Genomic DNA, 26,051 nt, shown 5'->3' with positions numbered 1-26,051 from the left:
TTTTTGGCGATGCCGGGTTTTTTCATGCCGCTGATTGCACAGTCCCAGTCCATGCACTTTGCCGAGGCGCTGGCGTTGACCTCGGGCGCGGTGCTGCGCGAGTACGACCTCGCCTTCGAAACCTACGGTGAACTCAACGCCGACAAGAGCAATGCCGTGCTGGTCTGCCACGCGCTCAACGCCTCGCACCATGTCGCCGGCAGCTACGCCGGCAAGCCGAAAAGCGAAGGCTGGTGGGACAACATGATCGGCCCGGGCAAGAGCGTGGATACCAACCGCTTCTTCGTGATCGGCATCAACAACCCCGGTTCGTGCTTTGGCTCGACCGGGCCGATGCACGTGAACCCCGATACCGGCCAGGTCTATGGCGCGGATTTCCCGGTGATGACGGTGGAGGACTGGGTCAACGCGCAGGCGCTGCTGCTCGAGCGCCTGGGCATCACGCAGCTCGCGGCGGTGATGGGCGGAAGCCTGGGCGGCATGCAGGCCTTGAGTTGGACGCTGCAGTATCCGGAGCGCGTGCGCCACGCCGTGGTGGTGGCCAGCGCGCCCAACCTGACGGCCGAGAACATCGCCTTCAACGAAGTGGCACGCCGCGCCATCGTCACTGATCCGGATTTTCACGGCGGCAATTTTTACCAGCATGGCGTGGTGCCCAAGCGCGGGCTGCGCATCGCGCGCATGATCGGCCACATCACCTACCTGAGCGACGACGTGATGAACGCCAAGTTCGGGCGTGCACTGCGCGAGGTGGTGGATGGCGTTGCGCGCGAGGACTACCACTACAGCACGCAGGAGGTGGAGTTCCAGATCGAGAGCTATCTGCGTTACCAGGGCGACAAGTTCAGCGACTACTTCGACGCCAATACCTATTTGCTCATCACCCGCGCGCTGGACTACTTCGACCCGGCGCGTGCGCACGGCGGCAAGCTGGCGCAGGCGCTCGCCGTGGCGCGCGCCAGGTTTTTGCTGGTGAGCTTTTCCACCGACTGGCGCTTCGCCCCGGCGCGCTCGCGCGAGCTGGTGCATGCGTTGCTGGAGAACCGCCGCGACGTGAGCTATGCGGAGATCGACGCCCCGCATGGTCATGATGCGTTTTTGCTTGACGACGCCCGCTACACGAGCGTAGTTCGCTCTTGTTTTGATGGCATCGCGAAGGAGCTGACATGAGCGACCACGCCACCATGCAGGCCATCGCCCAGCTGGTACCGGAAGGCAGCCGGGTCCTGGACCTGGGCTGCGGCGACGGCGCGCTGCTGGACTACCTGATCCGCCAGCGCCGCTGCAGCGGCTACGGCATAGAGATCGCGGATGCCAACGTGCTTGCCTGCGTGCGCCGCGGCGTCAACGTGATCCAGCTCAATCTGGACGAAGGCCTGGCGATGTTCGCCGACGACAGCTTTGACGTGGTGCTGCAGATTGACACGCTGCAGCACTTGCGCAACGCTGAAACCATGCTGCGCGAGACCGCGCGCGTGGGCAAGACCGGCATCGTGGCCTTTCCCAACTTCGCGCATTGGCCCAATCGCCTGTCCATCCTGCGCGGGCGCATGCCGGTCACGGCGCGCCTGCCCTACGAGTGGTATGACACGCCCAACATCCGTGTGGGCACCTTTGCTGATTTTGAGGTACTGGCGCGGCGCAACAAGCTGCGCGTGCTCGATGCCTTCGGGCTGGAGGGCGGGCGCGAGGTCCGGCATTGGGTCAATCTGATGGCCAGCACGGCGGTGTTTCGCTTTGAGCACGATTGAAGCGGTCTTGGCACAACGGCAAATGTCTTCGCCGCGCGGACATCCACATTCGCAAAGCGGATAGCGGCGCGCCAGCCGCGCGACGACACTGCCATACTGCATGGGTTCACGATAAAAGGAGACAGACATGCACGACATCAATCGGCGCGGCTTCGTCGCGCATACCGGCCTGAGCATCGCGGCGCTGGGCAGTTTCGGGCCGCTGCAGGCGCTGGCACAGACCAGCAACACCCTGACGATGGCCTACAACGTCGACTTGCCCACTTGGGACCCGACGGTCGGCCCCTCGGCGGTGAACCCCACGATCCAGTCGCTGTACAAGGCGGTGTTCGCGCAGTTCATCGACCAGAACCCCGACCTGAGCTTCAAGGGCGACCTGCTGACCGAGTGGGGCTGGAACGCCGACAAGACCAAGATCAGCCTGACGGTGCGCCAGGGCGCCAAGTGGCATGACGGCAGCCCGGTGACGGCCGAGGACGTGGCTTGGTCGCTGCAGCGCGCGGGCGATCCGGCCACCGGCAACCCGATCCAGTTCATGTGGGGCAAGATCACCAACATCAAGGCCGAGGGCAACAAGGTCACGGCCGATGTGAAGGAGTTCGATCCGGCCTTCTTCAAGTGGATGGGCTATCTCACCGGCTACATCCTGCCCAAGGCCTATTACGAGAAGGTCGGCAAGGAAGGCTTCGAGAAGAAGCCCGTGGGCAGCGGCCCCTACATGGTCGAGGAATTCGTGCAGGGCTCGCACATGAAGCTCAAGGCGTTCAAGGATTACTTCGGCCCCAAGCCGACGTTCGAGAACGTGGTGATCAAGTTCGTCACCGACCCCAGCGCCCGCGTGGCCGAGGTGGAGTCGGGCCGCTCGGACATGACGGTCGAGATTCCGATCGAGGAATACGAACGCCTGACGAAGAAGGGTTTTGGCGGCACCAACGCGCCGGTGACCGACATCGGCATGATTTTCATCACCAACGTCGAGCCGATGCTGGACGAGCGTGTGCGCAAGGCGCTGGCGTTCTCCATCAACAAGAAGGCGCTGACCGAGAAGCTGATGCGCGGCGCGGCGCGCCCGATCGACACGCTGGATGCGCCTGGCTACGCGGCCTACGACGCGAGCATCAAGGTGCCCTACGACCCGAAGAAGGCGGCGGCGTTGATGAAGGAAGCTGGCTGGTCCAAGGAAAAACCGCTCAAATTCCGTGTGCAAACCACGCGCGGCTTCAAGCCCAAGGACTACGAGGTGATGCAGGCCATCCTCGGCATGTGGAAGCCGCTGGGCGTCGAGGCCGATCTGGAGGTCTACGAGATTGCCAAGCACTTTGAGCTGCGCGCCCAGCACAAGCTGGCGCCGGCCGCTTTCTACAATTGGGGCGATGCGATCGGCGATCCGTCCACCTCCACCGGTTTTGCCATGTTCGGCCCCTCGCCGCACTCGGCCTGGAAGACCAAGGACCTGGACGACATGATCGCGCCGCTCTGGGGCGAGAAGGACGAGACCAAGCGCATTGCCGGCTACAAGGCGGTGAACCGCTACATCGCCGAGCACGCGCTGGTGATTCCGCTGTTCCAGTACTACCAGACGGTGGTGTTCCGCAAGGGCTTGAGCGCCAAGCCGCACGGCGCCGGCTTCGTGCTGCCGCAGGCGGTGCACAAGGCCTGATGGCAGGGCGGGGCAGGCGCCCCCTCTGCCCCGGTTGACTTTTCCGCATGAATCCGCGCTCCTTCCTGCGGCGCCTGCTGCTGGCCGTGCCCACGCTGTTTGGCGTGGCGCTGGTGGTCTTCGTGCTGATCCGCGTGGTGCCGGGCGATCCGGTGGCGATGATGATCCCGCCGGGCGCCACGCCCGAGGACATCGCGCGCCTGCGCGCGTTCTACGGCCTGGACAAATCCATCCCCATGCAGTTCTGGCTCTGGCTGCAGGCGGCGCTGACCGGGGAATTCGGCACCTCCATCACCTACAAGCAGGATGTGATGGACCTGATTGGCGAGCGCCTGCCGGTCACGCTGGAGCTGGGCATCGTCGCCATGCTGGTGGCCTGCCTGCTGGGCGGCGCGGCGGGCATCGTCTCGGCGGCGCGCCAGGGGCGCTGGCTCTCGACCCTGATCGACAACCTGGCGGCCGTGGTGCAGGCGATTCCGGATTTCCTCTGGGGTCTGATCTTCATCCTGCTGTTTGGCGTGGCGCTGCCGTGGCTGCCGATTTCCGGGCGCATCGACACCGCACTCAGCGAGCAGGCCGGCGGCGGCTTCGTGCTGCTGAGTGGTCTGCTGCACGGGCGCTGGCAGATCGTCGGCTCCGACCTGCTCTACATGATCGCCCCCGCACTGGCGCTGGCCTTGCCGGTGGCGGCCATGATCGCGCGCGTGCTCAAGGCCTCGATGCAAGAGGCGCTGGCGAGCGACTATGTGCGCCTGGCGCGCCTCAAGGGCCTGAGCGGCGTGCGCGTGCTGCTGGCCGAGGCACTGCCCAACGCCTTGATTCCGGCGGTCTCGCTCTCCGCCGTGCAGTTTGCCTTTCTGCTCGGCGGCACGGTGCTGGTGGAAAAGCTCTTCAGCTACCCCGGCCTGGGCAATCTCGCCATCAGCGCCGTCGTCGGGCGCGACCTGCCGCTGATCCAGGCCGTGGTGCTGACCTTTGCGGTGCTGTTCATCGCCATCAACCTGGCGGTGGACGTGCTGGTGCTGCTGCTCAATCCGCGCCTGCGCGGCGGGGGGCATTGAGGTGGCCGAACGCCAGAATGTCTCTACGGCGCAGCGCCTGCTGCGCGATCCGCGGGTGCTGATCGGTGGCGCGATCTGCGTGCTGCTGCTGGTGCTGGCGCTGTTCGCAGGCTGGATCGCGCCGCTCGATCCCGAAGACCAGGACCTGGGGGCGTCGTTCGCGGCGCCGCTGCTCTGGAGCGGCGGCGACGCGGCGGCCGCCGACGCTGATGCCATGGACCCCGACGCACCGCGCCACTGGCTGGGCACGGACAATCTCGGGCGCGACGTACTCTCGCGCCTGGTGCATGGCGCGCGCACGGCGGTGATCGTGGCCACGGTCTCGGCGCTGCTGGCAGGCGTCGCCGGCACGCTGCTGGGGTTGCTGGCGGGCTACTTCGGCGGCAGAGTGGATGCACTGATCTCGCGCATCGTCGATGTCTGGATGTCGTTTCCGCCGGTGCTGCTGGCCATCGTGCTGGTGTCGCTCATCGGCACCGGCCTGACCTCGGTGATTGCCGCCATCGTGATCGTCGACTGGACGCGCTTTTGCCGCGTGGTGCGCGCCGAGGCGCAGGCGCAGACGGCACTGGATTACGTCACTTCGGCGCGCATGCTGGGGCTGCCCGCGCGGCGCATCCTGCTGAGCGAAATCCTGCCTAACGTGGCGCCGCTGCTCATCACGCTGGTGACGCTGGAGATGGGCATCGCCGTCGTCGTCGAGGCCATGCTGAGCTTCGTCGGCCTGTCGGTGGCATCGGGCGCCACCACCTGGGGCGGCATGATCGGCGAGGGGCGGCTGTACATCAACCAGGCGCCCTGGCTCATGCTGCTGCCCATGGTGGCGATGATCGTCTCGGTGCTGGGGCTCAACGCGCTGGGCGACGGCCTGCGGCGCCAGCTTGATCCGGTGGTGCGGCGATGAACGGCACCAGCCCGGCCGAAGTGCTGCGGGTCCAGGACCTGCATCTGGAAATCCGCCAGGCGGGCCGCGCCTCCGTCATCCTGCGCGGGGTGGATCTGGCCGTCACGGCCGGACGCATCCACGCGCTGGTGGGCGAGTCGGGCGGCGGCAAATCCATGGTGACCAAGGCCGTGACCGGCCTGCTGCCAGAGACGGCGGTGATCACCCAGGGACGCATCGTGCTTGCCGGGCAGGAGGTGACGGCCTGGCCGCCGCGCCAATGGCGCAGCGTGCGCGGCACGGTGGTCAGCATGGTGTTGCAAGACCCGATGACCGCGCTCAACCCGGTGCGCCGCATCGGTGCGCAGCTCGCCGATGTGCTCAAGCTGCACCGCGGTCTGCGCGGCGCGGCGCTGCAGCAGGAATGCCTGCAGCTGCTCGAACAGGTGCAGGTGCGCGATCCGCAGGCCGTGCTGCGCCAGTACCCGCACCAGCTCTCGGGCGGCATGCGCCAGCGCGTGGTGATCGCCATCGCCTGGGCCTGCAAGCCACGGCTCATCATCTGCGACGAGCCGACCACGGCGCTGGACGTGACGGTGCAGAAACAGGTGCTGCGACTCATCAGGCAGCTGGCGCAGGCCGGTCAGGGGGTGCTGATGGTGACGCACGACCTGGGCGTGGTGGCCAAGCTCTGCGACACCCTGTCGGTGATCCACGGCGGGCGCATCCTGGAGAGCGGCACGGTGGCCGAAGTCTTCGCCGCGCCGCGCCATCCGTACACGCGGGCATTGATCGCCGCCGCACCGCGCTTTGACCAGCCCGGTGAAACGCTCACGCCGGTGGACGATGCGCTGCTCGAACAGCTTGACCAGGAAGAACGCGCCTACGACGCGCAACGCAAAAAGGTGAGCGCATGACGCATGCCCAGCCTGCGCTATTGGCCGCAAATGGCCTGCATCTGGCACTGCCGGACAGTGCACGCAAGCCGCTTCTGGGCGCCGCGCCGCTCAAGCCCATCCTGCGCGACATTTCACTGGCGCTGCCCGCTGCCGGCGCGCTGGGCGTGATCGGTGAATCGGGCAGCGGCAAATCCACGCTCGCGCGGGTGCTGACCCTGCTCACCGCGCCGCAGCAGGGACAGGTGCTGTACCGCGGGCAGGATGTGGCGCGGTTTTCCGCGCAGCAACTGGTGGAGTACCGCACCCAGGTGCAGCTGGTGTTTCAGGACCCGATGTCCTCGCTCAACCCGCGCCGCAGGGTGCAGGCCATCATCACCGAGCCGCTGCGCGCGCGCGGCAAGCTCGCGGGGCCTGCCGATGCCGCGCGCCAGGCCGCCGCGCTGCTGGAGCGCGTGGGTCTGAACCCCGCGCTCGCAGCGCGCTATCCGCATGAACTCTCGGGCGGTCAGCGTCAGCGCGTGGGCATCGCTCGCTCGCTGGCATTGCAGCCCGCTGCCTTGATCGCCGACGAGATCACCTCCGGGCTGGACGTTTCCGCGCAGGCGCGCATCGTCGCGCTGCTGCAGGAGCTGCGCCGCGATACCGGCCTGGCGTTGATCTTCATCAGCCACGATCTGTCGCTGGTGCGCAGCCTGTGCGATGAGGTGCTGATCCTGCGCCGCGGCGTGGTGGTCGAGCAGGGCGCATCGGCGCAGATCTTCGCCCAGCCGGCGCACGACTACACACGCGCCCTGCTGGATGCGATCCCGCTGCCGGTGCCCGATCCGCAGTGGCTGGCGCAAGGCGCGCTGGAGGCTGCCGAGGAATAGCGGCCCGCGTCGGCCGGCCGTTCAGGCGCCCGCCAGGTCGCGCGCCAGCATGAAGCCCGACGCAGCGCCCGTGCCCGCGCCCGGCCAGGTGCTGGCACCGACGTGGTAGAGCTGGCTCACCGGCGTGCGCCAGCGCGACTGCCCAAAGGCCGGGCGAAATAGAAAGAACTGATCCAGATGGTGGCTGCCCGAAAGGCTGTCACCGCCGATGAGGTTGGGATTGGCGCGCTCCAGATCGAGCGGCGAGACGACATGGCGCGCGAGGATGTGGGACTGCAAACCCGGTGCGTGGCGTTCCAGCAGCGCCAGCGCCCGATCGGCGTAGGCGTCCTTGATCTCGTCCCAGTGGCGTCCCTGGATTTGCCCAGCGGCATCGCCCCGGATATCGGCGGGCAGCACGCGCACCTGCACCCAGAGCACATGGCTGCCCTCGGGCGCGCGGCTGGCATCATGCGCCGTGGGCTGGCCCACCACCAGCACCGGCTCGGCTGGCAGCAGGCCGGCCATCGCCTCGGTATAGGTGCGCGCCATGGCGTCCAGCGACGGCGCCACGTGCACATAGGCAAAGCGCTGCAGCTCGTCGCTCGCGCGCCACTGCGGCAGTGCATCGAGCGCGAGGTGAATCATCATCGTCCCCGGCCCGGGGCGCAGCCGGGCGGCTGCAGCCGGCGGCGAGGTCCCGCCGCTCAGCAGGGCGCCGTACAACTGGCGTGGATGCACATTGGCAATCACCGCCCGACGGGCGCCGAGCTGGCTGCCGTCCGCCAGCGTCACTGCGCTGGCGCGGCCTTGTGCTACGTCGATGCTGCGCACGGCGCTGCCGGTGCGCACTTCGCCGTCGGCCTGTGTGATCGCCTTCACCATCGCATGGATGACGGTATCCGCACCGCCCTGGCCCAGCGCCATGCCGAAGTTCTGGTTGGCCATGGATTCAAGGTAGGGGAACAGCGCACCGCCAGCCACATCGGGACCGAAGTCCAGATGCAGGCCCCAGGCTCCCATCAGCGCGCGCACGCCGTCGTCCTCAAAATGCGCGCTCAGCCAGTCGCGCGGGCTGGAGAGCAGCATGCGCGCGGTCTGCATGCACCACGGCAGGCCCTTGGCGCGCCACATGCGCCAGAGCGCGCGCGCGAGCTGCCATGAGGGCATGGGTGAGCCCATGAGGGCGAACAGGTGCGGCGCATCGGCGGCAAATGCGCGCGCCATGGCCTGCCAGGTCTGTGCATCCTCCTCGCTGCGCGCCGCGATGCGTGCCGTGGTGGCGGCCAGATCGGTATCCACACCGAGCCAGCCGCCATCGGCCAGCACGGAAGAAAAGCTGTGCGTGACGGGCACCAGCGCCAGCCCGGCCTGCAGCAGCCGCTCCTTGTGCGTGGCAAAAAAGGGCGAGCCCGCGAACATGCTGAGGTTCATCGCGCACAGATCGTGGCGAAAGCCCGGCAGCGTCACCTCGGCGGTCTGCACCGCGCCGCCGGGTACGGCCGCCTGCTCCAGCACCAGGACCTTCCAGCCCTTGGCGCTCAGGTGCACGGCGGCGGCCAGGCCGTTGATGCCGCTGCCGACGACGATGGCATCCCAGCTCATGCGACGCTACCTGGCAAGCCCATCATTTCTTCGCGAGAGAATTGGCGACGTGAAAGCCCGACGCCCCGCCCAGGCCCGGCCCGGGGTGCGTGGAGGCACCGATGTGAAACAGGTTTTTCACCGGCGTCGCGTGGTCCTTGGTGCCGCGCAGCGGGCGCCAGAACATGTACTGGTCGACGCTGCATTCGCCGGAATACGGGTCGCCGCCGACGAGATTCATGTTGAGCTTTTCCAGGTCGCCGGGCGAGATCACCGTGCGCGCGACGATGCTTTGCTGCAGATTAGGGATGAATTTGCCCAGGCGCTCCATCACCCGGTCGGCGTAGCGTTCGCGAATGTCAGCGTTCCATTGGCCATCGGCGGGTGCGGCAATCTGTCCCAGCGCGTCGCCCTTGACCTGGCGCGGGCATTCGGGCAGCTGGATCCACAGCACCGCGCCACCCGCCGGCGCGCGTGAGGCATCGAGTTGCGTCGGGTTGCAGACGACGATGGTGCCCTCGGCAGGCAGCAGCCCGCGTTCGGCCTCGTTGACCGCGCGCGAGACGCCGTCCATGCCCGGCGTCAGGTGCAGGTAGACCACCTCGTCCAGCGCCTTGTTGGCCCATTGCGGCGCCGCGGACAGCGCCACATGGATTTGCATGTTGCCCTTGCCGTAGCGGTACTGCGCCGCCTGCTGGCGTATGGTGTCCGGCGTGCTGCTGGCGGGGATCAACCGGCCATAGAGCTGCGTCGGCGTGACGTTGCAGATGACGTTCTTGGCCTGCCACTGGCGGCCATCGGCGCAGCGCACGCCTTGCGCCTTGCCGCCCTGGATCAGGATTTCGGCCACATCGGCGTTGGTGTGGAATTCGCCGCCGGCCTTCTCGACCACGGCCTTGAATGCATCGACGGTGCGCGCGTTGCCACCCTGCACCAGCGGCAGACCGACGCCTTCCAGCGTGAAGGCGATCACCTGCGCCATCAGGGCCGACATGGGCGACTCGGGCCCGAGGCCCGTGTGCAGCACCCAGGGCGCGAGCACCGCCTTGACCAGGTCGGATTTGAAACGCGTATCGAGCCAGGCACGTGCGCTCTGCATCGCGGGGCTGAAGAAACCCACGGTTTCGTGCGCGCCCTGCTTCCAGACGCGGCCCAGCATCATCTTGCCGATCTGCGAGCTCCACAGCTCGTTGCCCAGCAGCGCGAAGATCAGCTCGGCATTTTTCTCGACGAAGGACAGGCCCTCCTGATAGGCATCACCATCGCCCTGCGCCAGTGCATTCATGGCGCGCACGTTTTCCTCGCGTGAGCGGCGCAGCACGAAGGAGCGGCCGTCGCTCAGCAGCACGCCGGTGGGCGCGTCGCTGTTCACGTAGGTCAGGCCGTTGGCATGCAGCGCGTCCTTGAGCTCGGCATAGCCCGGCGAGGTGACGAACAGCGGGTGCGCGGTGGACATCGTGTCGTGCAGATAGCCCGGTGCGGTGAGCGCCTCGGTGCGGATGCAGCCGCCCAGCACCGCCTCGCGCTCCAGCACGCAGACCTTTTTGCCGCGCTGGGCCATGACGGCGGCGCAGACCAGCGAGTTGATGCCGCTGCCGACGATGATGGAATCGAACTTGCTCATGGCGTTGACGTGGTTTCAGGTATCGAGGGTGAGTTTCACGCGCTTGTGTTCGGCCGACTGCTCGTACTCGGGCACGGCGTAGCGTCCGCGGTAGAACAGCAGCGGTGCGGTGCTGCGCGTGGTGAGATGTTCGACGCGGCCGACCAGAATGATGTGGTCGCCGCCGTCGTAGCGGTGCTCCACCGAGCACTGGAACACCGCCATGCAGCCGGGCAGCAGCGGAGTGCCGCCCACGCCTTCGCTGATCTCCACGCTGGCGAACTTGTCCTCGCCTGCCTTGGCGAAGCGATCGGACAGCGCCTGCTGGTCGTGCGCCAGCACATGGATGCAGAAATGCCCCGTCGCCTCAAAGGCCGGCAGGCTCCAGGATTTCTTCGCCAGGCTCCAGAGCACCAACGGAGGATCGAGCGAGAGGGCCGCGAAGCTGTTCACGGTCACGCCGATGCGCTCGCCCGCCGGGCCCAGCGTGGTGACCACGGTGACTCCGGTGGCGAAGTGCCCCAGCGCGTTGCGCAGCTCGCGGGCGTCTATCACTTGCTGCCCTTGGCCGCGGCTTCGGCGATGGCGCGCTTGTTCGATTCTTCATCGAACCAGTAGTTGGCGTAGTCGCGCGGGTCGTTGAAGCCGTTGGCCAGGCGCGAGGCCAGTGCCGGGATTTGCGTGGCGGCGCCCATCATGTTCACGATGTACTCGGGCGGCGGGAACAGCATGCTGTTGGTCCAGCGCGTGACCTTCTCGGCATAGCCGTTGTACAGCGCATCAAAGGTCTGGTTCATCCAGGCCTCGTCGAACGGCTGGTTGCCGCGCGCCATGATGGCATCGAAGTAGTGCTTGGCGCCCATGGTGGCGTTGTTGGAGCCCTGGCCGGTGATCGGATCGTTGACGATCACCGCGTCGCCCAGGCCCATCACCTTGCGGCCGGACGGCAGGTGCAGCACCGGGTTGCGGATGCAGGGGCGGAAGCGCCCGGCCAGGATGCCGTTGTCGTCGGTCAGCTCGCAGTCCTTCATGCGCTCGTATTCCCAGGGCAGGAACTGCTTCATGATGTCGCGGCTCATCTGCAGGTGGTCGGCTGCGTCCTTGCACTCGTGCCAGCGGTCCATCGGGCCGCCAGGGACGCCTTCCATCACCATGATGTCGCAGGGCTTGGTCTTGCCCGAGCCATAGGGACCGTCGACGGTGAGCGAGGGGAAGACGAAGTATTCGCCCACGCCGGGAATCAGGTTGAAGTTGACGCACTCGATGTAGTCGTGGCGCTTCATGCCCGTGAGGTAGGTCAGCGCCAGGCTGCGCATGGGCTGCTTGACCGGCGAACGCTCTTCGTTCACCGTGAGCATCTTGACGATCTCGCCCTTGCCGCCGGCCAGCAGCACCAGGTCGTGCGTGCCAGCCAGCTCTTCCATCTCGGCCACGCCCACGTCCACGATGTGCAGCTTGCCGCCGCGGCGCACGAACTCGTCCATCCAGCCGGGGTACTTCAGGCGCTGGTCTACCGCCTGGCCGGGCTTTTCCAGCGCCGCATACCAGTGGATAGCCTTGGTGCCCGAGCCGTCGGGGTTGGGAATCACGAACGAGATGCCGTTGGTGTTGGGGCAGTCCTTTTCCCACTGGTTCATGTTCCAGTCGCGCTCGATCTGCAGCTTCATGTCGAAGATGAACTGCGAGGACATGACCTTGCCGTTCCAGAAGCTGGCCTGATCGCGGTTGGTGTAGATGGTGACCTGATGGCCTTGGTCGAGCAGGCCGGCGCCCAGCAGCAGGCCGGCCTGGCCGCCGCCGATGATGGCAATGGTGCGAGGGGTTTGTGTCGTCATGGTGTTGTCTCCGAAAATTGGATGAAAACGGCTGCAGCGCCCGCCACGCAAACGGGAGCCACTATGAAAATCAGCTCATCAGGCGACCGATGGCGGCGGTACGCGCCTCCGGGCCCAGCGCCTGGTAGCCGCCGTCACAGGCGTAGGTGGCGCCGGTCACGAAGCTCGCCTTGTCCGACAGCAGGAAGCTGACCACGTTGGCCACCTCCGCCGGCATGCCCAGGCGCCCGAGCATGTGAAAGTCCGCCGCCACGCCATCGGCCTTGGCCTTGTCGCCGCCGGCCATGCCTTCGATCACCGACGACCAGGTCCAGCCCGGCGAGACCGCGTTGACGCGGATGTTCTGCGGCGCCAGGTCGAGCGCGGCATTGCGCGTGAACTGCACGATGGCGGCCTTGCTGATGGGATAGAGCCAGCGGCCGGTCTGCGCGGCAAAGGCCGAGATCGAGGCGAAGTTGACCACCGCACCGCCGCCGCGCTTTTGCATCTCGGGCGTTGCCGCCTGCAGCATCATGGCGGCACCGATCAGGTTGACGTTCAGCGTCGTGTTCCACTCGGCGCGGGTCGATGCGGCGCCGTTGTCCACGTAGGAGGCGGCGCAGTTGACCAGGTAGTTGATGCCGCCGAATGCGGCGACGGTGTCCTTGATGCAGGCGGCGATGGAGGCATCATCCGACACATCGGTGCGGATGAAGCGACTGCCCGCATGGCGGGCCTCAACCTGCGGGCCCTTGGTGGTATCGATGTCGGCAATGACGACCTTGCAGCCTTCGGCCACAAGCGCCGCGACCACGCCCTCGCCGATCATGGTGGCGCCGCCGGTCACGATGGCGATCTTGTTGTGCATGCTCATATGTCTCCTGTCTGTGGATTCCGGGACGCCGGAACGGGAGCCCTCAGTATGCGAAACCGCCGCAGAGAGTGATGTCCGGAATGCGCGGCCGTGCTATCCGTCATGCGCAAGCCCATGCTGCATCGCAATATGGGCACCGACGTTCAGCGGCGTGCCAGGGTGGCCGAGGGAGGCTCGCCGAAGCGCTCGCGGTAATAGGCCGAGAAGCGGCCGAGGTGAAAAAAACCGTAGCGGTAAGCTTCTTGCAGCACGGTGATGGCCTCGCCATTGGCGGCTGCCTGCCGCAGTCGCTCATGGATGCGCTGCAGCCGGACCTCGCGCAGGCAGGCATTGGGGGTGGTGTCCAGATGCCGCCGAAAACCCTCTTGCAGCGTGCGCTCGCTGACGCAAGCCGCCCCTGCAATGTCGGCCAGCGTCAGCGCCTGCTCGGCATGGGCCTCGATGAATTCGCGTGCGCGCTGTACATGCCGGGGCAGCGCTGGCTGGGCATCCGTCGGCAGCAAGGCGCTGCCACTGTGCGGCTGCAGGCTGAACAGGCTCTGGAGCAGGAATTCCTGCATGGCCCCTGCAGCGACTCCCATGCTCAGCCAGGCGGCGCCGTTGGCATTGATGTTGCGCGCCAGATCCAGCACCGCCTTGCACCAGGCCGCGGCCGGGCCCGATTGCTGTGCCAGCGCTAGCGCAAAGTCCAGCGGCGCGCTCGGCGCGCCTGCGCTGGCCGCCAGGCGTTGCTCCATCAGCGCCCGCGGTATGTGCAGCAAGAGCTGCGCGCAGCCGGTGTACCAGCGCATGGTGACCGGCTGATGCGGCGAGAGCACCACCGCGGTGCGTGGGTCGGATTGCACCTGCTCATGCCCGTACCGGATGTCGGCCTGCCCGGCGACCGGAATCTGCACCAGATAGAAATCCTGCAGGCAGCCGGGCGTGATCCGGACATCCGCCCCATAGGCCAGGTAGTTCAGTGACAGCGCGCCCACGCGCACGCTGTGCATGTGGCAATCCATGCGCTCGCCCGCCGTGAGCTGCTGCAGACCATGCGCGCAGAAGACCCGCGCGACCTCGTCGCGTGCCTGCTCGACATCATCGCTGGCAAAGACAGGGTGCCGCCCGAGCCATCGGGCAGGTGCGTGCAACATGGTGCAAGGTGGCGCGGACCCTGCGGTCCGCGTTCATCGTTCGGAAACCTTTACTGTGCACGCTTGCCGACATTTTGACAACCGCACGCCCACCGGTGAAAGGGGTAGAGCGTGCAGCTCCCGATCAGGCGAGTCGTTACGCCGCGACCTTGGTGCGCAAGCCGAGCGCCATCTCCTGCTCGCCCAAGGCCTTGCCCTTGGGGTCCAGCAGTGCCGCAGCCCGCAGGCCGGCCAGCTTCACGCCCGCATCCGGCTGACCTGCGAGTTGTGGCACGGCGTACATCAGGCGGTCGAATTTGCCTTCGCCGCGCGCATGGGTATCGCTGTAGCCCTTGATGAGCTGGCGGCAACGCAGGATTTCCGCCGCCAGAGCAGCATCTCCGGCGTCGAGCGCCCGCTCGGCCACCGCCATCCATGCCTGCCAGTGCGCCTGCTCCTCGGCGTGGCGGCGATTGCCCCGGCGCCAGCGCACCAAGCCGGCCACCATGTGCAATTGCAGGTGGCCGCGCAAAGTGTGGGTGTGGATGCGCCGCCCCTTGTCCAGGCGCGGAGCGAGCCAGCCCTTGACGCTGGGCGAGCGATCCAGCCAGTTGGCCCATTTCACCGGCATCAGACCCATGATCTCTTCGAGCCGCGGGTGGAAGAACTCTTCCATGCCAAAGACGTCGCCGTCCTTGCCACCGACTTCACCGCGGATGCGCGCAAAGCGGTCGGACCGGGTCTTGAGATTGGCCACGCGGATCACGTCGTCGTAGGACATGGCCACGGCGATCCAGTGCGCCGCCGCAATCGTCAGCGTCGCTTCCTGCGGCTGCGGATCGCGCTTGGCAAAGCGCGCCACATTGTCCAGATAGTCGTTGCCATAGGTCGCGTCCTGCCAATCGACCACGCGCGCCAGGCCTTCGCCGAGCCAATTCCAAGCCGCCTGCGGAAAATCACTGCGGATGCGCACCAAAAGCGGCGCCAGCGCCGGGCTGGCCGCCTTCTCGGGCAGCGCGCGCGGTGCAGTCTTCATGGCTTCGGCCTTGGCCACCAGTGCCGGCGGCATGGTGCGCGTGCGCGCCAGCTCGGCCGCGGCGCGCAGCGCCTTGAGGCTGGCTTCCACGCCCTTGCCGCTGTGCTCCACCACCTTCTCGAACGCCTGCTGGTGAAACGGCAGCACATCGCAACCGGCCAGCGCGCCAAACAGGCTGGATGAAATCACGCTGCCGTTGGCGATCGCCAGTTGCTGCATGTCGTCCGCCACCAGTTTGCGCGAAGACTTGCGCACCAGCGCCAGCACCTCGGCGCTGTCGGCTGCGCCGTCGCCCGGGACGACCTTTTCCTGCACCGCAAAGGTGCGGTGGGTGCTGGTGATGACGGTGGTGCGATTGGGCGTGACCAAGCCGCGCGCCACGGCGCGGCCGGCTTCCATCAGTTCGGCGGAGATCAGGATGTCCACCTCGCCGGGAATCGGCATCTGCGCCAGCACCGGCGTTTTGCCTGGCGTGGGCTCGACCATCTCGACGTAGTAGATGGTGGCGCCGGTGCGCTGTGCCACGCCCGCCACGGACGTGGCCTGCGCGGTCCAGCCGGCGTCTTCGGCGAGCGTGACGATCCAGTCCTGCAGCACACCGCCGCCCTGGCCGCCCAGGGCCATGATGGCCACGGTAATCATGCGGGGTTTCATGCGAGCACCTCATCGATGGTTGCGGCGTAGAGCTGCTTGGCGGCGCGCTCTCGGTCGCGCCTGCCTTGCAGCCAGCCGACGGCGCTGGTGCGCAGGCCTGCCAGCCACTTGTCCCAGCCGGTGGGGTTGTTGACCTTGTGCGCCTTGTAGAACGATGGGCAGAGCACGGCGGCGTCGGCCACCTCGCCGCAATGGCCGCAGGCGACGCAGTCTTCATCCACGCGCGCCACCGGGTCGGGCTTGAGCGCATCGCCGCTGGGCGCCAGCGTCAGGCTGGGGCAGCCCGAGACACGCATGCAGGCATGATCGCCCGAGCACACCGCGGCGTCGACGCCGAAGCGCTCCTTGAGGATGCGCTCTCCGTTTTTGATAGCTGCTCGCGCAAGTGGTTTCTCGCGCCGTTGGCGATTGAGCATGCATTCGCTCTGCGCGATCACCACCTTGGGGCCGGGCTCCTCGGAAGTGAGCGCATCGTGCAGCGCCTGCTTCATCGCGTTGACGTCGTAGGTACGGCCGACGAAGCGCACCCAGGTGACGCCCACGCCGCGCACCGCCGCCTCGATCGGGTGCAGGGTACTGCGGTTGGGATTGGTGTTGCGCGACGAGAGGAGGTCCTGCCCGCCGGTGGCCGCCGAGTAGTTGTTGTCGACGATGACGAAGACGTTGTTCTGCTTGTTGAACACCGCGTTGCCTATGCCGGAGGTGAGGCCGTTGTGCCAGAAGCCGCCGTCGCCCATGAAGGCCACGGCCTTCTTGCTCGCGCCCAGCTGCCCGCCCGCATTGAACGCCGAGGCGCTGCTCACCCCCAGGCCGTAGCCCATGGTGGTGGCGCCGATCTCAAAGGGCGGCATGATCTGGAACAGGTGGCAGCCGATGTCCGACGAGACATGGTGCACGCCCAGTTCCTGCTCGACCAGCTTGTAGGCCGAGAAGATCGGCCGCTCGGGGCAGCCCACGCACAGGCCGGGCGGGCGCGGCGGCAACAGCTTGCCGATGGCGGCGGCAATCTCGGGCACTTCGACCTTGTCCTGCTCGGCCTGGGCGGCGGCCTGCGCCGCCAATTCCTCCGCGCTTGGCGCTGCAGCGGCCGCGGCGGCAGGGGCGGGCTCATCCTTGCGGCGCGTGACCGTGGCCGAAGTCTTGCGCTCCAGCAGGTCGGGGCGCTGGCGCTGCAGGAAGGCGCGCACGCCCTTGCGCAGCACGTCCACGGTGTAGTCGCCGCCCATGGGCAGCACGTCCTTGCCGTGCACCTTGGTGTTCAGATTCAGGCGCGCCAGAATGGTGTTCAGGTGCTGCTCGTGGTAGTCGGGCTGGCCTTCCTCGACCACCAGCACCGCCTTCTTGCCTTCGCAAAAGCGCCGCACCTCTTCTTCCACCAGCGGGTAGGCGACGTTCAGGATGTACAGCGGCACGCGCGATTCGCCGAACAGGTCGGCCAGATCCAGCTGCATCAGCGCGCGCAGCGTGTTGTTGGTCATGCCGCCGAGCATGATGATGCCGACGTCCTTGATCTCGCCGTCGCCATCGTGCAATTCGTTGAGCTGGCGTTCCTGGATGAATTTCACCGCGGCCGGCCAGCGCTCGTGGATTTTTTCCTTCTCGTGCAGAAAGGAGGCCGGCGGCAGCACGATGCGGTTCACGTCGCGCACCGGGTTTTCCAGCGCCTGCTTGAGCGTGAAGGCGGGGCGGCGGTTTTCCTCGGTGATGAAGCTGCCGTGCAGGTGGCAGGAGCGGATGCGCAGCTCCAGCATCACCGGCGTGTTGGTGGCTTCCGAAAGCTCGAAGCCGTCGTGCACCGCCTTGACGATGGCGGGCAGGTTGGGCTGCGGATCGAGCAGCCACATCTGCGATTTCATGGCAAACGCGTGCGTGCGCTCCTGCATGATGGAGGAGCCCTCGCCGTAGTCTTCGCCGACGATGATGAGCGCGCCGCCCGTCACCCCGCCCGAGGCGAGGTTGGCCAGCGCGTCTGACGCCACGTTGGTGCCGACGGTGGACTTCCACGTCACCGCGCCGCGCACCGGGTAGTTGACCGATGCCGACAGCGCCGCGGCTGCGGCCGCCTCGCTGGCGGCCGGCTCGAAGTACACGCCCAGCTCCTTGAGGATGGGCTGCGCGTCCGAGAGCACATCCATCAGGTGCGAAATCGGCGAGCCCTGGTAACCGGTGACGTAACCGACACCCGCCTCCAGCAGCGCCTTGGTGACGGCGAGAATGCCCTCGCCACGGAACACGGTGCCGGCGGGCACCCTGAGTTGTTCAACTTCCTTGACGAAGGAACGCTCTGCCATGTTTGCTCTCCTGCACGCGCGCGCCCGGCGCCCGGGCGCGGACGGCTCCTATACGCTAATCCGCCAGAACGGCGGTGGCTTCAATCTCGATCAGAAAATCCGGCAGGGCCAGCGCCTGCACACCCAGGAAAGTGTTGGCGGCTGGCTCTGCCCCGGCGTAGAACGCCACGATTTCGGCGCTCACCGGCCCGAGCTTGTCGGGGCTGTGGTTGACCACATAGGTGCGCAGTCGCACCACATCGGCCGGCGTGGCGCCGCAGGCGGCCAGCACCTCGCGCAGATTGGCCAGGGCTTGGCGCGTCTGCGCGACCAAGTCGCCTGCGCCGACCAATTCGCCCTTGGCATTCCAGGCCACCTGGCCGGCCAGGTGCAGCGTGCGGCCACCGCTTTGCTCCACCGCATGGGAGAAGCCAAACGGCACCGAGGCGTACATGGATGGCGGATTGACCGCCTTGCGCCGCGTCGTCATTGCACTACCCCTCAAGGCACCAGGGCCAGCACGCGCAGCGGGCTGCCCGAACCGTTCTTGAGCTTGAGCGGCGCGGCCAGGATGACGGCGCCGGTGGCTGGCAGCTGGTCCAGATTGTTCAGGCACTGCAGGCCGTATTTGTTGGCACCGTGCATCAGCGTGTGGCAGGGATAGGCCACGGGCCAGGCATAGGACTGGCCGGCGTCGGTGTTGATGGTTTCCACGCCAAAGCCGCGCACGTCGCGCTTGACCAACCACTCCACCGCCGCCTGGGTGGGGCCGGGGGTATGGGCGCCGTCTTCCTTCAGGTTGACGTAGGAGGCCGGGTTGGAAAGGCGCTTGGCCCAGCCGGTACGAAACAGCACCCAGGCGCCTGCCGGGAAGCGCCCATGCTTGGCTTCCCAGGCCTCGAGGTGGTGCACGTCAAGGTTGAAGTCCTCATTGGCTGCCACCTCGGCCGTGCAGTCGATCACGCAGGCCGGGCCGATGAACACCTTGGGGTCCAGCGTATCCACCGTGTTGTGCGGATAGTCCTTGCCGGAAATCCAGTGCGCCGGGGCGTCGAAGTGCGTGCCGGTGTGCTCGCCGCAGGTGAAGTTGTTCCAGTACCAGCCCGGGCCTTTGTCGTCGTAGTGGCTGATCTGCTCCTGCTTGAACGCCGCCACCTGGCCGAACTGGGGCGGCAGCACCAGCGGCGGAAAGTCTTCCGACAGAACATGTGTCAGGTCAACGATGCGCAGGGCGCCAGAGGCGATGTCCTGCGCGAACTGGGCGAGGGAAGTGGTCATGAAATGCTCCTTGAATGCTGGCAGATGGGGGCTCAGGCGGCAAAACCCGGGCAACGGACTGCAGGACGCACCGCCGAGCGCCTTGCCATATGCTGCGGCAAAACCCCTGTTCATCGCAAGCCATTTGGCGCATGCCCCTATCCACTTTGCGATCAAACCGGTGGCTTTCAGGGGAAACCAAGGGAAAGCCCTATGGACGGGCACACTGGGATATCAGATACTTCAAGCCTAAACTATTTATTTGCCGGTCATGTTCATGCCTTCGCCTGCCACATCCGACATCCGCTTGCTGGATTCCTTTCCGCTGATCCGCTCGCGCTCGATCGAAGAGGCACAACAGCGCGTGGGCGACGTGTTCTCGCGCCATCGCCTGCAGGTGCAGGGCCGGACGCGGGGGCTGGATCTGTGGCACAACCGGGTGACGCTGGGTCAGTCCTCGCTCAACGTGCTGCACTACGGGGCCGAAGTGGACATTGACCCGGGCGAGCGCGGCGACTTCTATCTGGTGCAGTTGCCACTCACCGGCTGCGCGCGCATCACCAGCGGCAGCCACGACGTGGATGTCAACGAAAACGTGCTCAGCGTGCTGCAGCCACGCACGCCCAGCCGCATGCGCTGGGGCCCCGACTGCACCATGCTGCTGCTGCAGACCCCCAGCCATGTGGTGCAGGAATACGTCGGCGAGGGCGAGCGTCCGCGCATGGCGCTATCGCGCCGCCGGGGCGAGCCCGAAGTGGCCGCCTGGTGCCAGGCCATGCTGGACATGGCGCGCAACATCGACCAGTTCGCCGCGCAATGGCAAGCCCATCCCACCGCCACCGCAGCCATGGAGGGCTTTCTGCTGACGGCCTTCTCCTGCCTGCTGCACCAGCCCGATGCCGCCGCCGCGCCCGATGCCCCGGTGCAAGCCCGCAGCCTGCGACGTGCCAAGGAATACATCCACGCGCACCTGGACCGCCCGCTCACGCTCGCGGACATCGCGCGCCATGCCTGCGTGAGCCCGCGCACGCTGGAACTGGTCTTCAAGCGCCATGGCGAGCCGACACCGCTCGCCTACGCCCGCCAGCAGCGCCTGCAGGCGGCGCACGTCATGCTCAGAAGCGCTGCCCGAGATGGCCAGGCCGTGGGCGTGACCGATGTCGCGCTGGCCTTTGGCTTCGTGCACATGGGCCGCTTCAGCGCCCAGTACCGCGCGCAGTTCGGCTGCCTGCCCTCGCAGACGCTCAAGGCGGCTTGAGCCCATGCAGGCAAAACCTGCGTGCGTCGTGCTGGTTTGACGCGGCTGCACCCTGCAATCGCAGTCGCGTGCATAGACTGGGCGTTTTCCCGGAATCGGGTTTACGGAGAACACCATGCACGAACAACGGCTTTCCTACAAGGAAGCATCACCCGAGGCCTTCAAGGCGCTGCTGCATACCGAGATGCAAGTGCACAAGACGGGCATCGAGGAATCGCTGCTGGAGCTGGTGAAGATGCGCGCCTCGCAGATCAACGGCTGCGGCTATTGCCTGGACATGCACAGCAAGGACGCGGTGGCGCAGGGCGAGAGCCTGCAGCGCCTGGTGCTGCTCTCGGCCTGGCGCGAGGCGCCCAGCTTCTACACCGAGCGTGAGCGCGCCGCGCTGGCGTGGACCGAAGCCATCACGCAGATTTCCACCCATGGCGCGCCCGACGACTTGTACAACGAGGTGCGCAAGCATTTCGACGAGAAAGCCCTCGTCGATCTGACGCTGGCGGTGATTGCCATCAACAGCTGGAACCGCATGGCGATTGCGTTTCGTTCCACGGTGGGCGACTACGTCAGCCCGCACCCCAAGAAGTAGTTGCCGGCGTGTGTTCAGGGCGAAGCATCGCCCTGAGCCTAAATCCGGCAGTCGACCGCTTGCGAGCCTCTGGAAGTTGTTGTGAATACTGATTTTTGTGACTTCGGCACAGTTCACCGGGAAGGTGAGAGCGCTATGCACCTGCCAGCACCATGCTCGACACGCCATGCGGCGTTGTTCGTCCTTGCGCACAGGAGTGCGCTGCGTTCTCACGCCTTGCCTGGCATGCCGATCACGGTACTGGCAGGCGCATCCGACTGCCGGATTTAGGCTAAGCAAACAGCGTGCACTCGGCGCGCAGCTTGTGTTTGTCGCCGACGCGCCGGGTAAAGCCGATGCGATCGAAGTACTCCAGGATCTGGATGGCGCGCTTGCGCCCGAGGCCAGTCGCATCGCGAAAATCGGCCGCCAGCGCCACGCCCTCGTGGGCCGCGCCCACCGTGCGCGCGATCCGTGCCAGTTGCTGCATCGCAGCGGGCGGGTAATACAGGTCCTTGACGATCTGATGAAGCTCGCCGCGGCGCGCCAGGCGCGCCAGCGTGGTGCGCACCAGCGGCTCGGGCTCCTGCGCATGGCGCGCGATGTCGCGCGCCCAACTGCCTTCAAAGCCGGCGGCGGCCAGCAGCGGCGCGATCTTCTGGGCAATGCGCGTTTCCGTCTCCGACAACTGCGCGCCATGGGCTGGCAAATGCGCTACGGCGCCCTGCAGCACGAGCTGGCCGGCGGCCGCCAGCCGCGCCAGCAGCGCCTGCCACAGTGCGGCGGGCAGGCGCGGTGCCGTCAGGCGGCGCAGACGCGCGCTGTCGGGGCCGAGCTCATCAGGCTGGCGCGCATGAAACGCCTCCAGCGCCTGCAGCACGGCAGCGCTGATAGCTTCTGTTTGCATAGCGCCCAGCGCTTGATTTGTCTGCGTCAAAGCGGTGTTTGGCACGTATTCATGAGGCAAGGCCCGCAGACCCTGGGCCGCGGTAAAGCGGGTGAGATCGACCCCGTAGGGCGCGACGGCGAGCAGGGCTGATAGCCGCGCCGCCGGGCTGGCTTGCTGCAGCGCGGCCAGCTCGGCCAGCCGCTGCGGCGTGCGGCGGAAGCGCGTGGGGGCCAGCGGGTCGATCACCCGACCGCCCGCGAGCGTGCGGCTGGCCGCGCTGTTGCGCAGCAGTACGCGCTCGCCATGCCAGGCGCCGACGGGCGCCTGCAGCACCAGCTGTGCCAGCGCGCTGGCGCCCGGAGCCAGCAGATCGGTATCCAGCAGCGCAACGCTGGCACTCACCTGCGCGGCGCCGATATGCGCCAGCACATGCGCGCCGGAGCGCAGCGCCTGCGCCTCGCCGCGCCAAAGCGTGAGCTGCACGTCCAGGCGCTGCGTCGCCACCGCCATGCCGGGCGCTGTCAGCCACTGCCCGCGGCCGACCGCCTCGCGCGCGACGCCGGCCAGCGCCACGGCGCAGCGCTGGCCCGCATGGGCGCTCTGCACCGCCTGGTTTTGCGCATGCAGGCCGCGCACGCGGACCGTGGCAGGCGTGCCGGCGGCGGCGGGGACCAGCGCAAGCTCATCGCCCACGCGCACGCTGCCGGCGTGGATGGTGCCGGTCACCACCGTGCCCGTGCCTGCCAGCGTGAAGGCGCGGTCAATCGCCAGCCGAAAACCTTGAGCGTCCAAACCATCAACAGCGCATGCTGCGTCTGCGGTGGCAGCTTCGAAAAGCAGAGTGCGCAGGGCGTCGATGCCAGCGCCAGTCTGGGCCGAGACGGTGACGACCGGGGAATGCTCAAGACAGGTGCCTGCCAGCAGTGGCGTGATCTCGCCGCGCACCTGCGCCAGGCGATCGGCGTCCGCGCGGTCGGCCTTGGTGATGACGACCGCGCCGCGCGCAATGCCCAAGAGCGACAGCACGGCCAGGTGCTCGCATGTCTGCGGCATCACGCCGTCGTCGGCTGCCACCAGCAGCAGCGCGTAATCCACCCCGCTGGCGCCCGCCACCATGGTGTGCACCAGGCGCTCGTGGCCGGGCACATCGATGAAGCCGATGCGCGCGCCGCCGGGTGCGTCCAGGTAGGCGTAGCCGAGCTCGATGCTGATGCCACGCTTTTTTTCCTCGGGCAGGCGATCGGTGTCCACGCCCGTCAACGCGCGCACCAGTGTGGTCTTGCCGTGGTCGATGTGGCCGGCGGTGCCTACTATCATGGAGATAGCTGTTCGCGCATGTCTGTCAAGCGCAAATGGCCAATTTGACTGATGAAATCCTGCACCTCTTCCAGGCAGCGCATGTCCAGCAGCAGCCGGTCTTCATGGATGCGGCCTATGACTGGCAGCGGCAGATTGCGCAGCGCCGTGCACAGCGCCTCCAGCGCACGTCCGCTGCCTTTTTTGTCCACCGGCGCCAGAGCCAGACCGCTGGAAGGCAGGCGCTCCACCGGCAGCGAGCCGGAGCCGATCTGCCCTTGCAGCGCCACCGACTCGACCGTGTAGCGCGGCGCCAGTGCCCGATGCAGCACCGGCAGCACGGTGCGGGCGGTGGCCTCGATATCGGCCAGCGGGCGGGTCAGCAGTCGCAGCGTGGGCAATTCCCTTGCCAGGTGCTCGGGGCGCACATAAAGCTGCAGCGTGGCTTCGAGCGCCGCCAGCGGCAGCTTGCTCATGCGCAGCGCCCGCTTCATCGGGTGCGCCTTGATGCGCGCCACCAGCGCCTTGCTGCCGACAATCAGCCCGGCCTGCGGGCCGCCGAGCAGCTTGTCACCGCTGAAGGTGACGAGATCGCAGCCATCCTGCAGCATCTGGCGCGGCGTGGGCTCCGCAGGCAGGCCATGCAGGGTCATGTCGATCAGCGCGCCGCTGCCCAGGTCGGTCACCAGCGGCAGGCCGTGGGCGTGCGCGATGGGCGCAAGCTGTGCCTCGCTCACCGCGCTGGTGAAGCCCTGCACGCGGTAATTGCTGGTGTGCACTTTCATCAAGAGCGCGGTCTGCGCGTTGATCGCGGCTTCATAGTCGCGCGGATGCGTGCGGTTGGTGGTGCCGACTTCCGCCAGGCGCGCGCCGGCGCTCGCCATCACGTCGGGCATGCGAAAGGCCCCGCCGATCTCCACCAGTTCACCGCGCGAGACGACCACCTCGCGCCCCGGTGCCAGCGCCGCCAGTGTGAGCAGCACGGCGGCCGCATTGTTGTTCACCACCGTGGCCGCCTCGGCCCCCGTGAGCTCGCACAGCAAGCCTTCGACGAGGCTGTCGCGATCGCCGCGGCGCCCGGTCTGCAGATCGAACTCCAGGTTGTTGGGCGCGGCCATCAGGGCCTGCACCCGTGCGATCGCCGCCTGCGGCAACACCGCGCGGCCCAGGTTGGTGTGCAGCACCGTGCCCGTGAGATTCAGCACCTGGCGCATGCGCGGCGCCAGGCGCTCTGCCACGCGCTGCGCGAGCTGCGCGCTCAGTGCATCTGGTGTGATGGCCGGGAATGGCAAAGTGCCTGCCAGCGCCTGGGTGCGCAGCGCCGCCAGCAGCGCACGCGCCTCGCCCGCGACCAGGGTGTGCCCCTGCTCGGCAATCAGTGCCGCTACGCCGGGCACGTGCAGCAGTCTGTCCAGTGCGGGCAGGTCTTTGGGGGTGGCGGTATCGGAGCTGTTGGAAGCCGACGAACCGCGCACCGCGGATTCCTCTGGCGCGCTCATCAGGCGCCTTCAGGTTCGGCTTCGGGGTCGCCAAACAGCAACAGCAGGTTGGTGCCGCTGCGGATGTAGCCCTCCTCGGACACCAGCAGATCCAGCGTCAGCGAGGCCAGGTCGTCAGCCACCGGCTCCACGTGCACCTCGCGCGCCATGTGCATGGTCTTGAGGTAGTGCTTGCATGCGTCGCAGGTCTCGGCCTCGATCGCCGGGGCCTTCTCGGGGTCGGCGACGGCATCCGCCGGCTGCAGGCCGCGGTAGCGCACCGATTTGTCCGAGAGGCAATGCGTGCATTGCACGCGCTCCATCAGCCACTGAGTGCCGCACAGGCTGCAGCACAGGTAGCGCTGGCCCTCCTGCTTGCCGCCCACGCGCGTGAGGCTGGCGGTGGGTGCACTGTTGCAGCAGGGGCAGCGGTTGCTGTTTTCGCGCGGCCTGAACACCGTCGGACCGAGTTGGCTGGTGCTCGTCACCAGGTGCACCCAATAGAGCTGCAGCCCGGCCGCGATCAGCGGTGCGGCCGCCAGATCCAGGCCCAGCGTGATGCCGGCCAGCAGCCGGTCGGCCTGCTGCTCCAGCATGTCATCGGAAATATCCATGACCGCCTGCACGCCCGCGCGTGCCGGGCTGTCGGCAGGCAGCTTTTGCAGCACCTGCGCGAGCAACGCGCGCAGCTCGCCGCGCCACGCCGGGTCGCGCGGCCAGCGGTCGGTGGCCAGCAGCGCCGTGCCCTCGTGCGCCGCCGCATCGATCTGCGCCTGCGTCGGGATCGGTACCTGGGGGAACTGCGGCAGGCGCGCGTGCTGCGCCTCGCAGACCACGGCCATGAACATCAGATAGTCGCGCATCGCGTGGTCTGCGGCCTTCTGGCGCAGGCGCAGTGCGCGATCGGCAAACACGCTGCCGCGCTTGGGCAGCAGCAGCAGCGGCACGTCGAGCGAGGAACGCAGCGCGATCTCTTCCGGCGTGTGCTGAAACGGTTGGTATTCGGGCGAGTTCAAGATCGGTCAGCCTAAAAACGGCAGTTGGATGCGCCCGCCAGCGCCGCGATCGGCGCGTCAGGCAAGGCGAGAGGACGCAGCGCACTCCTGTGCGCAAGGACGAACAACGCCGCATGGCGTGTCGAGCGTGGTGCTGGTGGGTGCATAGCGTGGTCACCCCATAGGTGAACCAGGCGAAGGGCAAAAAACACAACCTTCATAAGACCTTATCGAAGATAACAAGCGGTCAACTGCCGTTTT

22 protein-coding genes are annotated in these 26,051 nt (G+C 67.2%); 9 read left to right on the top strand and 13 right to left on the bottom strand.

Annotated features, from left to right (window positions below):
- The first annotated feature begins 24 nt into the window (after window positions 1-24).
- From ABS45_RS15670 to ABS45_RS15640, 7 genes are all read left to right on the top strand, one after another.
- Complete coding sequence (locus tag ABS45_RS15670; protein WP_291557146.1) at window positions 25-1,170, top strand: homoserine O-acetyltransferase; 1,146 nt, start codon at window positions 25-27, stop codon at window positions 1,168-1,170.
- Window positions 1,167-1,751 carry a methionine biosynthesis protein MetW gene (gene metW / locus ABS45_RS15665; RefSeq protein ID WP_291557143.1) on the top strand — a complete coding sequence of 195 codons (585 nt, stop codon included), beginning with the start codon at window positions 1,167-1,169 and terminating at the stop codon, window positions 1,749-1,751. Before ABS45_RS15670 ends, metW begins: the two co-directional genes overlap by 4 nt.
- Window positions 1,752-1,878: 127 nt before the next feature.
- Complete coding sequence (locus ABS45_RS15660; protein ID WP_291557141.1) at window positions 1,879-3,411, top strand: ABC transporter substrate-binding protein; 1,533 nt, start codon at window positions 1,879-1,881, stop codon at window positions 3,409-3,411.
- A 47-nt stretch (window positions 3,412-3,458) separates the two neighbouring features.
- Complete coding sequence (locus ABS45_RS15655) at window positions 3,459-4,472, top strand: ABC transporter permease (protein ID WP_291557139.1); 1,014 nt, start codon at window positions 3,459-3,461, stop codon at window positions 4,470-4,472.
- 1 nt (window position 4,473) lies between these two features.
- Window positions 4,474-5,376 (top strand): ABC transporter permease, encoded by a 903-nt coding sequence (locus ABS45_RS15650; RefSeq protein ID WP_291557136.1) that lies wholly within the window; start codon window positions 4,474-4,476, stop codon window positions 5,374-5,376.
- On the top strand, window positions 5,373-6,272 hold the full coding sequence (locus ABS45_RS15645; protein WP_291557134.1) for an ABC transporter ATP-binding protein: 900 nt from the start codon (window positions 5,373-5,375) through the stop codon (window positions 6,270-6,272). The genes ABS45_RS15650 and ABS45_RS15645 overlap by 4 nt, the downstream gene beginning before the upstream one ends.
- On the top strand, window positions 6,269-7,123 hold the full coding sequence (locus ABS45_RS15640; protein ID WP_291557132.1) for an ABC transporter ATP-binding protein: 855 nt from the start codon (window positions 6,269-6,271) through the stop codon (window positions 7,121-7,123). The genes ABS45_RS15645 and ABS45_RS15640 overlap by 4 nt, the downstream gene beginning before the upstream one ends.
- A 21-nt stretch (window positions 7,124-7,144) precedes the next feature.
- Here ABS45_RS15640 and ABS45_RS15635 read toward each other — a convergent pair whose 3' ends face one another.
- The 10 genes from ABS45_RS15635 to ABS45_RS15590 all read right to left on the bottom strand — a co-directional run bounded on the left by ABS45_RS15635 (window position 7,145) and on the right by ABS45_RS15590 (window position 19,330).
- Window positions 7,145-8,707, bottom strand: a complete 1,563-nt coding sequence (locus ABS45_RS15635) for an NAD(P)/FAD-dependent oxidoreductase (RefSeq protein WP_291557129.1) — start codon at window positions 8,705-8,707, stop codon at window positions 7,145-7,147.
- Window positions 8,708-8,729: 22 nt separating this feature from the next.
- Window positions 8,730-10,310, bottom strand: coding sequence for an NAD(P)/FAD-dependent oxidoreductase (locus tag ABS45_RS15630; RefSeq protein WP_291557126.1), 1,581 nt, complete (start codon window positions 10,308-10,310; stop codon window positions 8,730-8,732).
- Window positions 10,311-10,325: 15 nt separating this feature from the next.
- The gene (locus tag ABS45_RS15625) at window positions 10,326-10,844 is read right to left on the bottom strand and encodes a flavin reductase family protein (RefSeq protein ID WP_291557123.1); all 519 of its coding nucleotides are present in this window, start codon (window positions 10,842-10,844) and stop codon (window positions 10,326-10,328) included.
- Window positions 10,841-12,124, bottom strand: coding sequence for a styrene monooxygenase/indole monooxygenase family protein (locus tag ABS45_RS15620; RefSeq protein ID WP_291557120.1), 1,284 nt, complete (start codon window positions 12,122-12,124; stop codon window positions 10,841-10,843). Before ABS45_RS15620 ends, ABS45_RS15625 begins: the two co-directional genes overlap by 4 nt.
- Window positions 12,125-12,194: 70 nt before the next feature.
- Complete coding sequence (locus ABS45_RS15615; RefSeq protein WP_291557117.1) at window positions 12,195-12,977, bottom strand: SDR family oxidoreductase; 783 nt, start codon at window positions 12,975-12,977, stop codon at window positions 12,195-12,197.
- A 143-nt stretch (window positions 12,978-13,120) separates the two neighbouring features.
- Window positions 13,121-14,113 carry an AraC family transcriptional regulator gene (locus tag ABS45_RS15610; protein WP_291557114.1) on the bottom strand — a complete coding sequence of 331 codons (993 nt, stop codon included), beginning with the start codon at window positions 14,111-14,113 and terminating at the stop codon, window positions 13,121-13,123.
- Between the two features lie 136 nt (window positions 14,114-14,249).
- Window positions 14,250-15,782 (bottom strand): indolepyruvate oxidoreductase subunit beta family protein, encoded by a 1,533-nt coding sequence (locus tag ABS45_RS15605; RefSeq protein ID WP_291557111.1) that lies wholly within the window; start codon window positions 15,780-15,782, stop codon window positions 14,250-14,252.
- The gene (locus ABS45_RS15600) at window positions 15,779-18,073 is read right to left on the bottom strand and encodes an indolepyruvate ferredoxin oxidoreductase subunit alpha (RefSeq protein ID WP_291557108.1); all 2,295 of its coding nucleotides are present in this window, start codon (window positions 18,071-18,073) and stop codon (window positions 15,779-15,781) included. Before ABS45_RS15600 ends, ABS45_RS15605 begins: the two co-directional genes overlap by 4 nt.
- 55 nt (window positions 18,074-18,128) lie before the next feature.
- Window positions 18,129-18,542: a RidA family protein gene (locus tag ABS45_RS15595; RefSeq protein WP_291557106.1), complete on the bottom strand. Its 414-nt coding sequence runs from the start codon at window positions 18,540-18,542 to the stop codon at window positions 18,129-18,131.
- Window positions 18,543-18,553: 11 nt separating this feature from the next.
- Window positions 18,554-19,330 (bottom strand): cyclase family protein, encoded by a 777-nt coding sequence (locus ABS45_RS15590; protein WP_291557103.1) that lies wholly within the window; start codon window positions 19,328-19,330, stop codon window positions 18,554-18,556.
- Window positions 19,331-19,586: 256 nt separating this feature from the next.
- Between ABS45_RS15590 and ABS45_RS15585 the strand changes: the two genes are divergently transcribed.
- Together ABS45_RS15585 and ABS45_RS15580 are read left to right on the top strand one after the other, a co-directional pair.
- Entirely contained in the window at window positions 19,587-20,567 is a 981-nt protein-coding gene (locus ABS45_RS15585) for an AraC family transcriptional regulator (RefSeq protein ID WP_291557100.1), read from the top strand.
- A gap of 115 nt (window positions 20,568-20,682) precedes the next feature.
- Complete coding sequence (locus ABS45_RS15580; protein WP_291557097.1) at window positions 20,683-21,153, top strand: carboxymuconolactone decarboxylase family protein; 471 nt, start codon at window positions 20,683-20,685, stop codon at window positions 21,151-21,153.
- 271 nt (window positions 21,154-21,424) lie between these two features.
- Here the strand turns inward: ABS45_RS15580 and selB are convergent, their stop codons facing one another.
- The 3 genes from selB to fdhE are packed head-to-tail and all read right to left on the bottom strand — an operon-like array spanning window position 21,425 to window position 25,811.
- Complete coding sequence (gene selB, locus ABS45_RS15575) at window positions 21,425-23,338, bottom strand: selenocysteine-specific translation elongation factor (protein WP_291557094.1); 1,914 nt, start codon at window positions 23,336-23,338, stop codon at window positions 21,425-21,427.
- Window positions 23,335-24,816 (bottom strand): L-seryl-tRNA(Sec) selenium transferase, encoded by a 1,482-nt coding sequence (gene selA / locus ABS45_RS15570; protein ID WP_291557091.1) that lies wholly within the window; start codon window positions 24,814-24,816, stop codon window positions 23,335-23,337. Before selA ends, selB begins: the two co-directional genes overlap by 4 nt.
- On the bottom strand, window positions 24,816-25,811 hold the full coding sequence (gene fdhE / locus ABS45_RS15565) for a formate dehydrogenase accessory protein FdhE (RefSeq protein ID WP_291557087.1): 996 nt from the start codon (window positions 25,809-25,811) through the stop codon (window positions 24,816-24,818). The genes selA and fdhE overlap by 1 nt, the downstream gene beginning before the upstream one ends.
- Window positions 25,812-26,051: the final 240 nt, after the last annotated feature.

This window comes from Comamonas sp. SCN 65-56, assembly GCF_001724135.1.
Classification (GTDB): Bacteria; Pseudomonadota; Gammaproteobacteria; order Burkholderiales; family Burkholderiaceae_C; genus Comamonas_C.
This window is presented reverse-complemented; position numbering and strand designations above follow the sequence as displayed.

Bases quoted from the DNA above. Each gene is read 5' to 3' on its own strand.
- ABS45_RS15670 (WP_291557146.1), top strand. From the start codon at position 25: ATGCCGCTGATTGCACAGTCCCAGTCCATGCACTTTGCCGAGGCGCTG.
- metW (WP_291557143.1), top strand. From the start codon at position 1,167: ATGAGCGACCACGCCACCATGCAGGCCATCGCCCAGCTGGTACCGGAA.
- ABS45_RS15660 (WP_291557141.1), top strand. From the start codon at position 1,879: ATGCACGACATCAATCGGCGCGGCTTCGTCGCGCATACCGGCCTGAGC.
- ABS45_RS15655 (WP_291557139.1), top strand. From the start codon at position 3,459: ATGAATCCGCGCTCCTTCCTGCGGCGCCTGCTGCTGGCCGTGCCCACG.
- ABS45_RS15645 (WP_291557134.1), top strand. From the start codon at position 5,373: ATGAACGGCACCAGCCCGGCCGAAGTGCTGCGGGTCCAGGACCTGCAT.
- ABS45_RS15640 (WP_291557132.1), top strand. From the start codon at position 6,269: ATGACGCATGCCCAGCCTGCGCTATTGGCCGCAAATGGCCTGCATCTG.
- ABS45_RS15635 (WP_291557129.1), bottom strand. From the start codon at position 8,707: ATGAGCTGGGATGCCATCGTCGTCGGCAGCGGCATCAACGGCCTGGCC.
- ABS45_RS15630 (WP_291557126.1), bottom strand. From the start codon at position 10,310: ATGAGCAAGTTCGATTCCATCATCGTCGGCAGCGGCATCAACTCGCTG.
- ABS45_RS15620 (WP_291557120.1), bottom strand. From the start codon at position 12,124: ATGACGACACAAACCCCTCGCACCATTGCCATCATCGGCGGCGGCCAG.
- ABS45_RS15615 (WP_291557117.1), bottom strand. From the start codon at position 12,977: ATGAGCATGCACAACAAGATCGCCATCGTGACCGGCGGCGCCACCATG.
- ABS45_RS15610 (WP_291557114.1), bottom strand. From the start codon at position 14,113: ATGTTGCACGCACCTGCCCGATGGCTCGGGCGGCACCCTGTCTTTGCC.
- ABS45_RS15605 (WP_291557111.1), bottom strand. From the start codon at position 15,782: ATGAAACCCCGCATGATTACCGTGGCCATCATGGCCCTGGGCGGCCAG.
- ABS45_RS15600 (WP_291557108.1), bottom strand. From the start codon at position 18,073: ATGGCAGAGCGTTCCTTCGTCAAGGAAGTTGAACAACTCAGGGTGCCC.
- ABS45_RS15595 (WP_291557106.1), bottom strand. From the start codon at position 18,542: ATGACGACGCGGCGCAAGGCGGTCAATCCGCCATCCATGTACGCCTCG.
- ABS45_RS15590 (WP_291557103.1), bottom strand. From the start codon at position 19,330: ATGACCACTTCCCTCGCCCAGTTCGCGCAGGACATCGCCTCTGGCGCC.
- ABS45_RS15585 (WP_291557100.1), top strand. From the start codon at position 19,587: ATGCCTTCGCCTGCCACATCCGACATCCGCTTGCTGGATTCCTTTCCG.
- ABS45_RS15580 (WP_291557097.1), top strand. From the start codon at position 20,683: ATGCACGAACAACGGCTTTCCTACAAGGAAGCATCACCCGAGGCCTTC.
- selB (WP_291557094.1), bottom strand. From the start codon at position 23,338: ATGATAGTAGGCACCGCCGGCCACATCGACCACGGCAAGACCACACTG.
- selA (WP_291557091.1), bottom strand. From the start codon at position 24,816: ATGAGCGCGCCAGAGGAATCCGCGGTGCGCGGTTCGTCGGCTTCCAAC.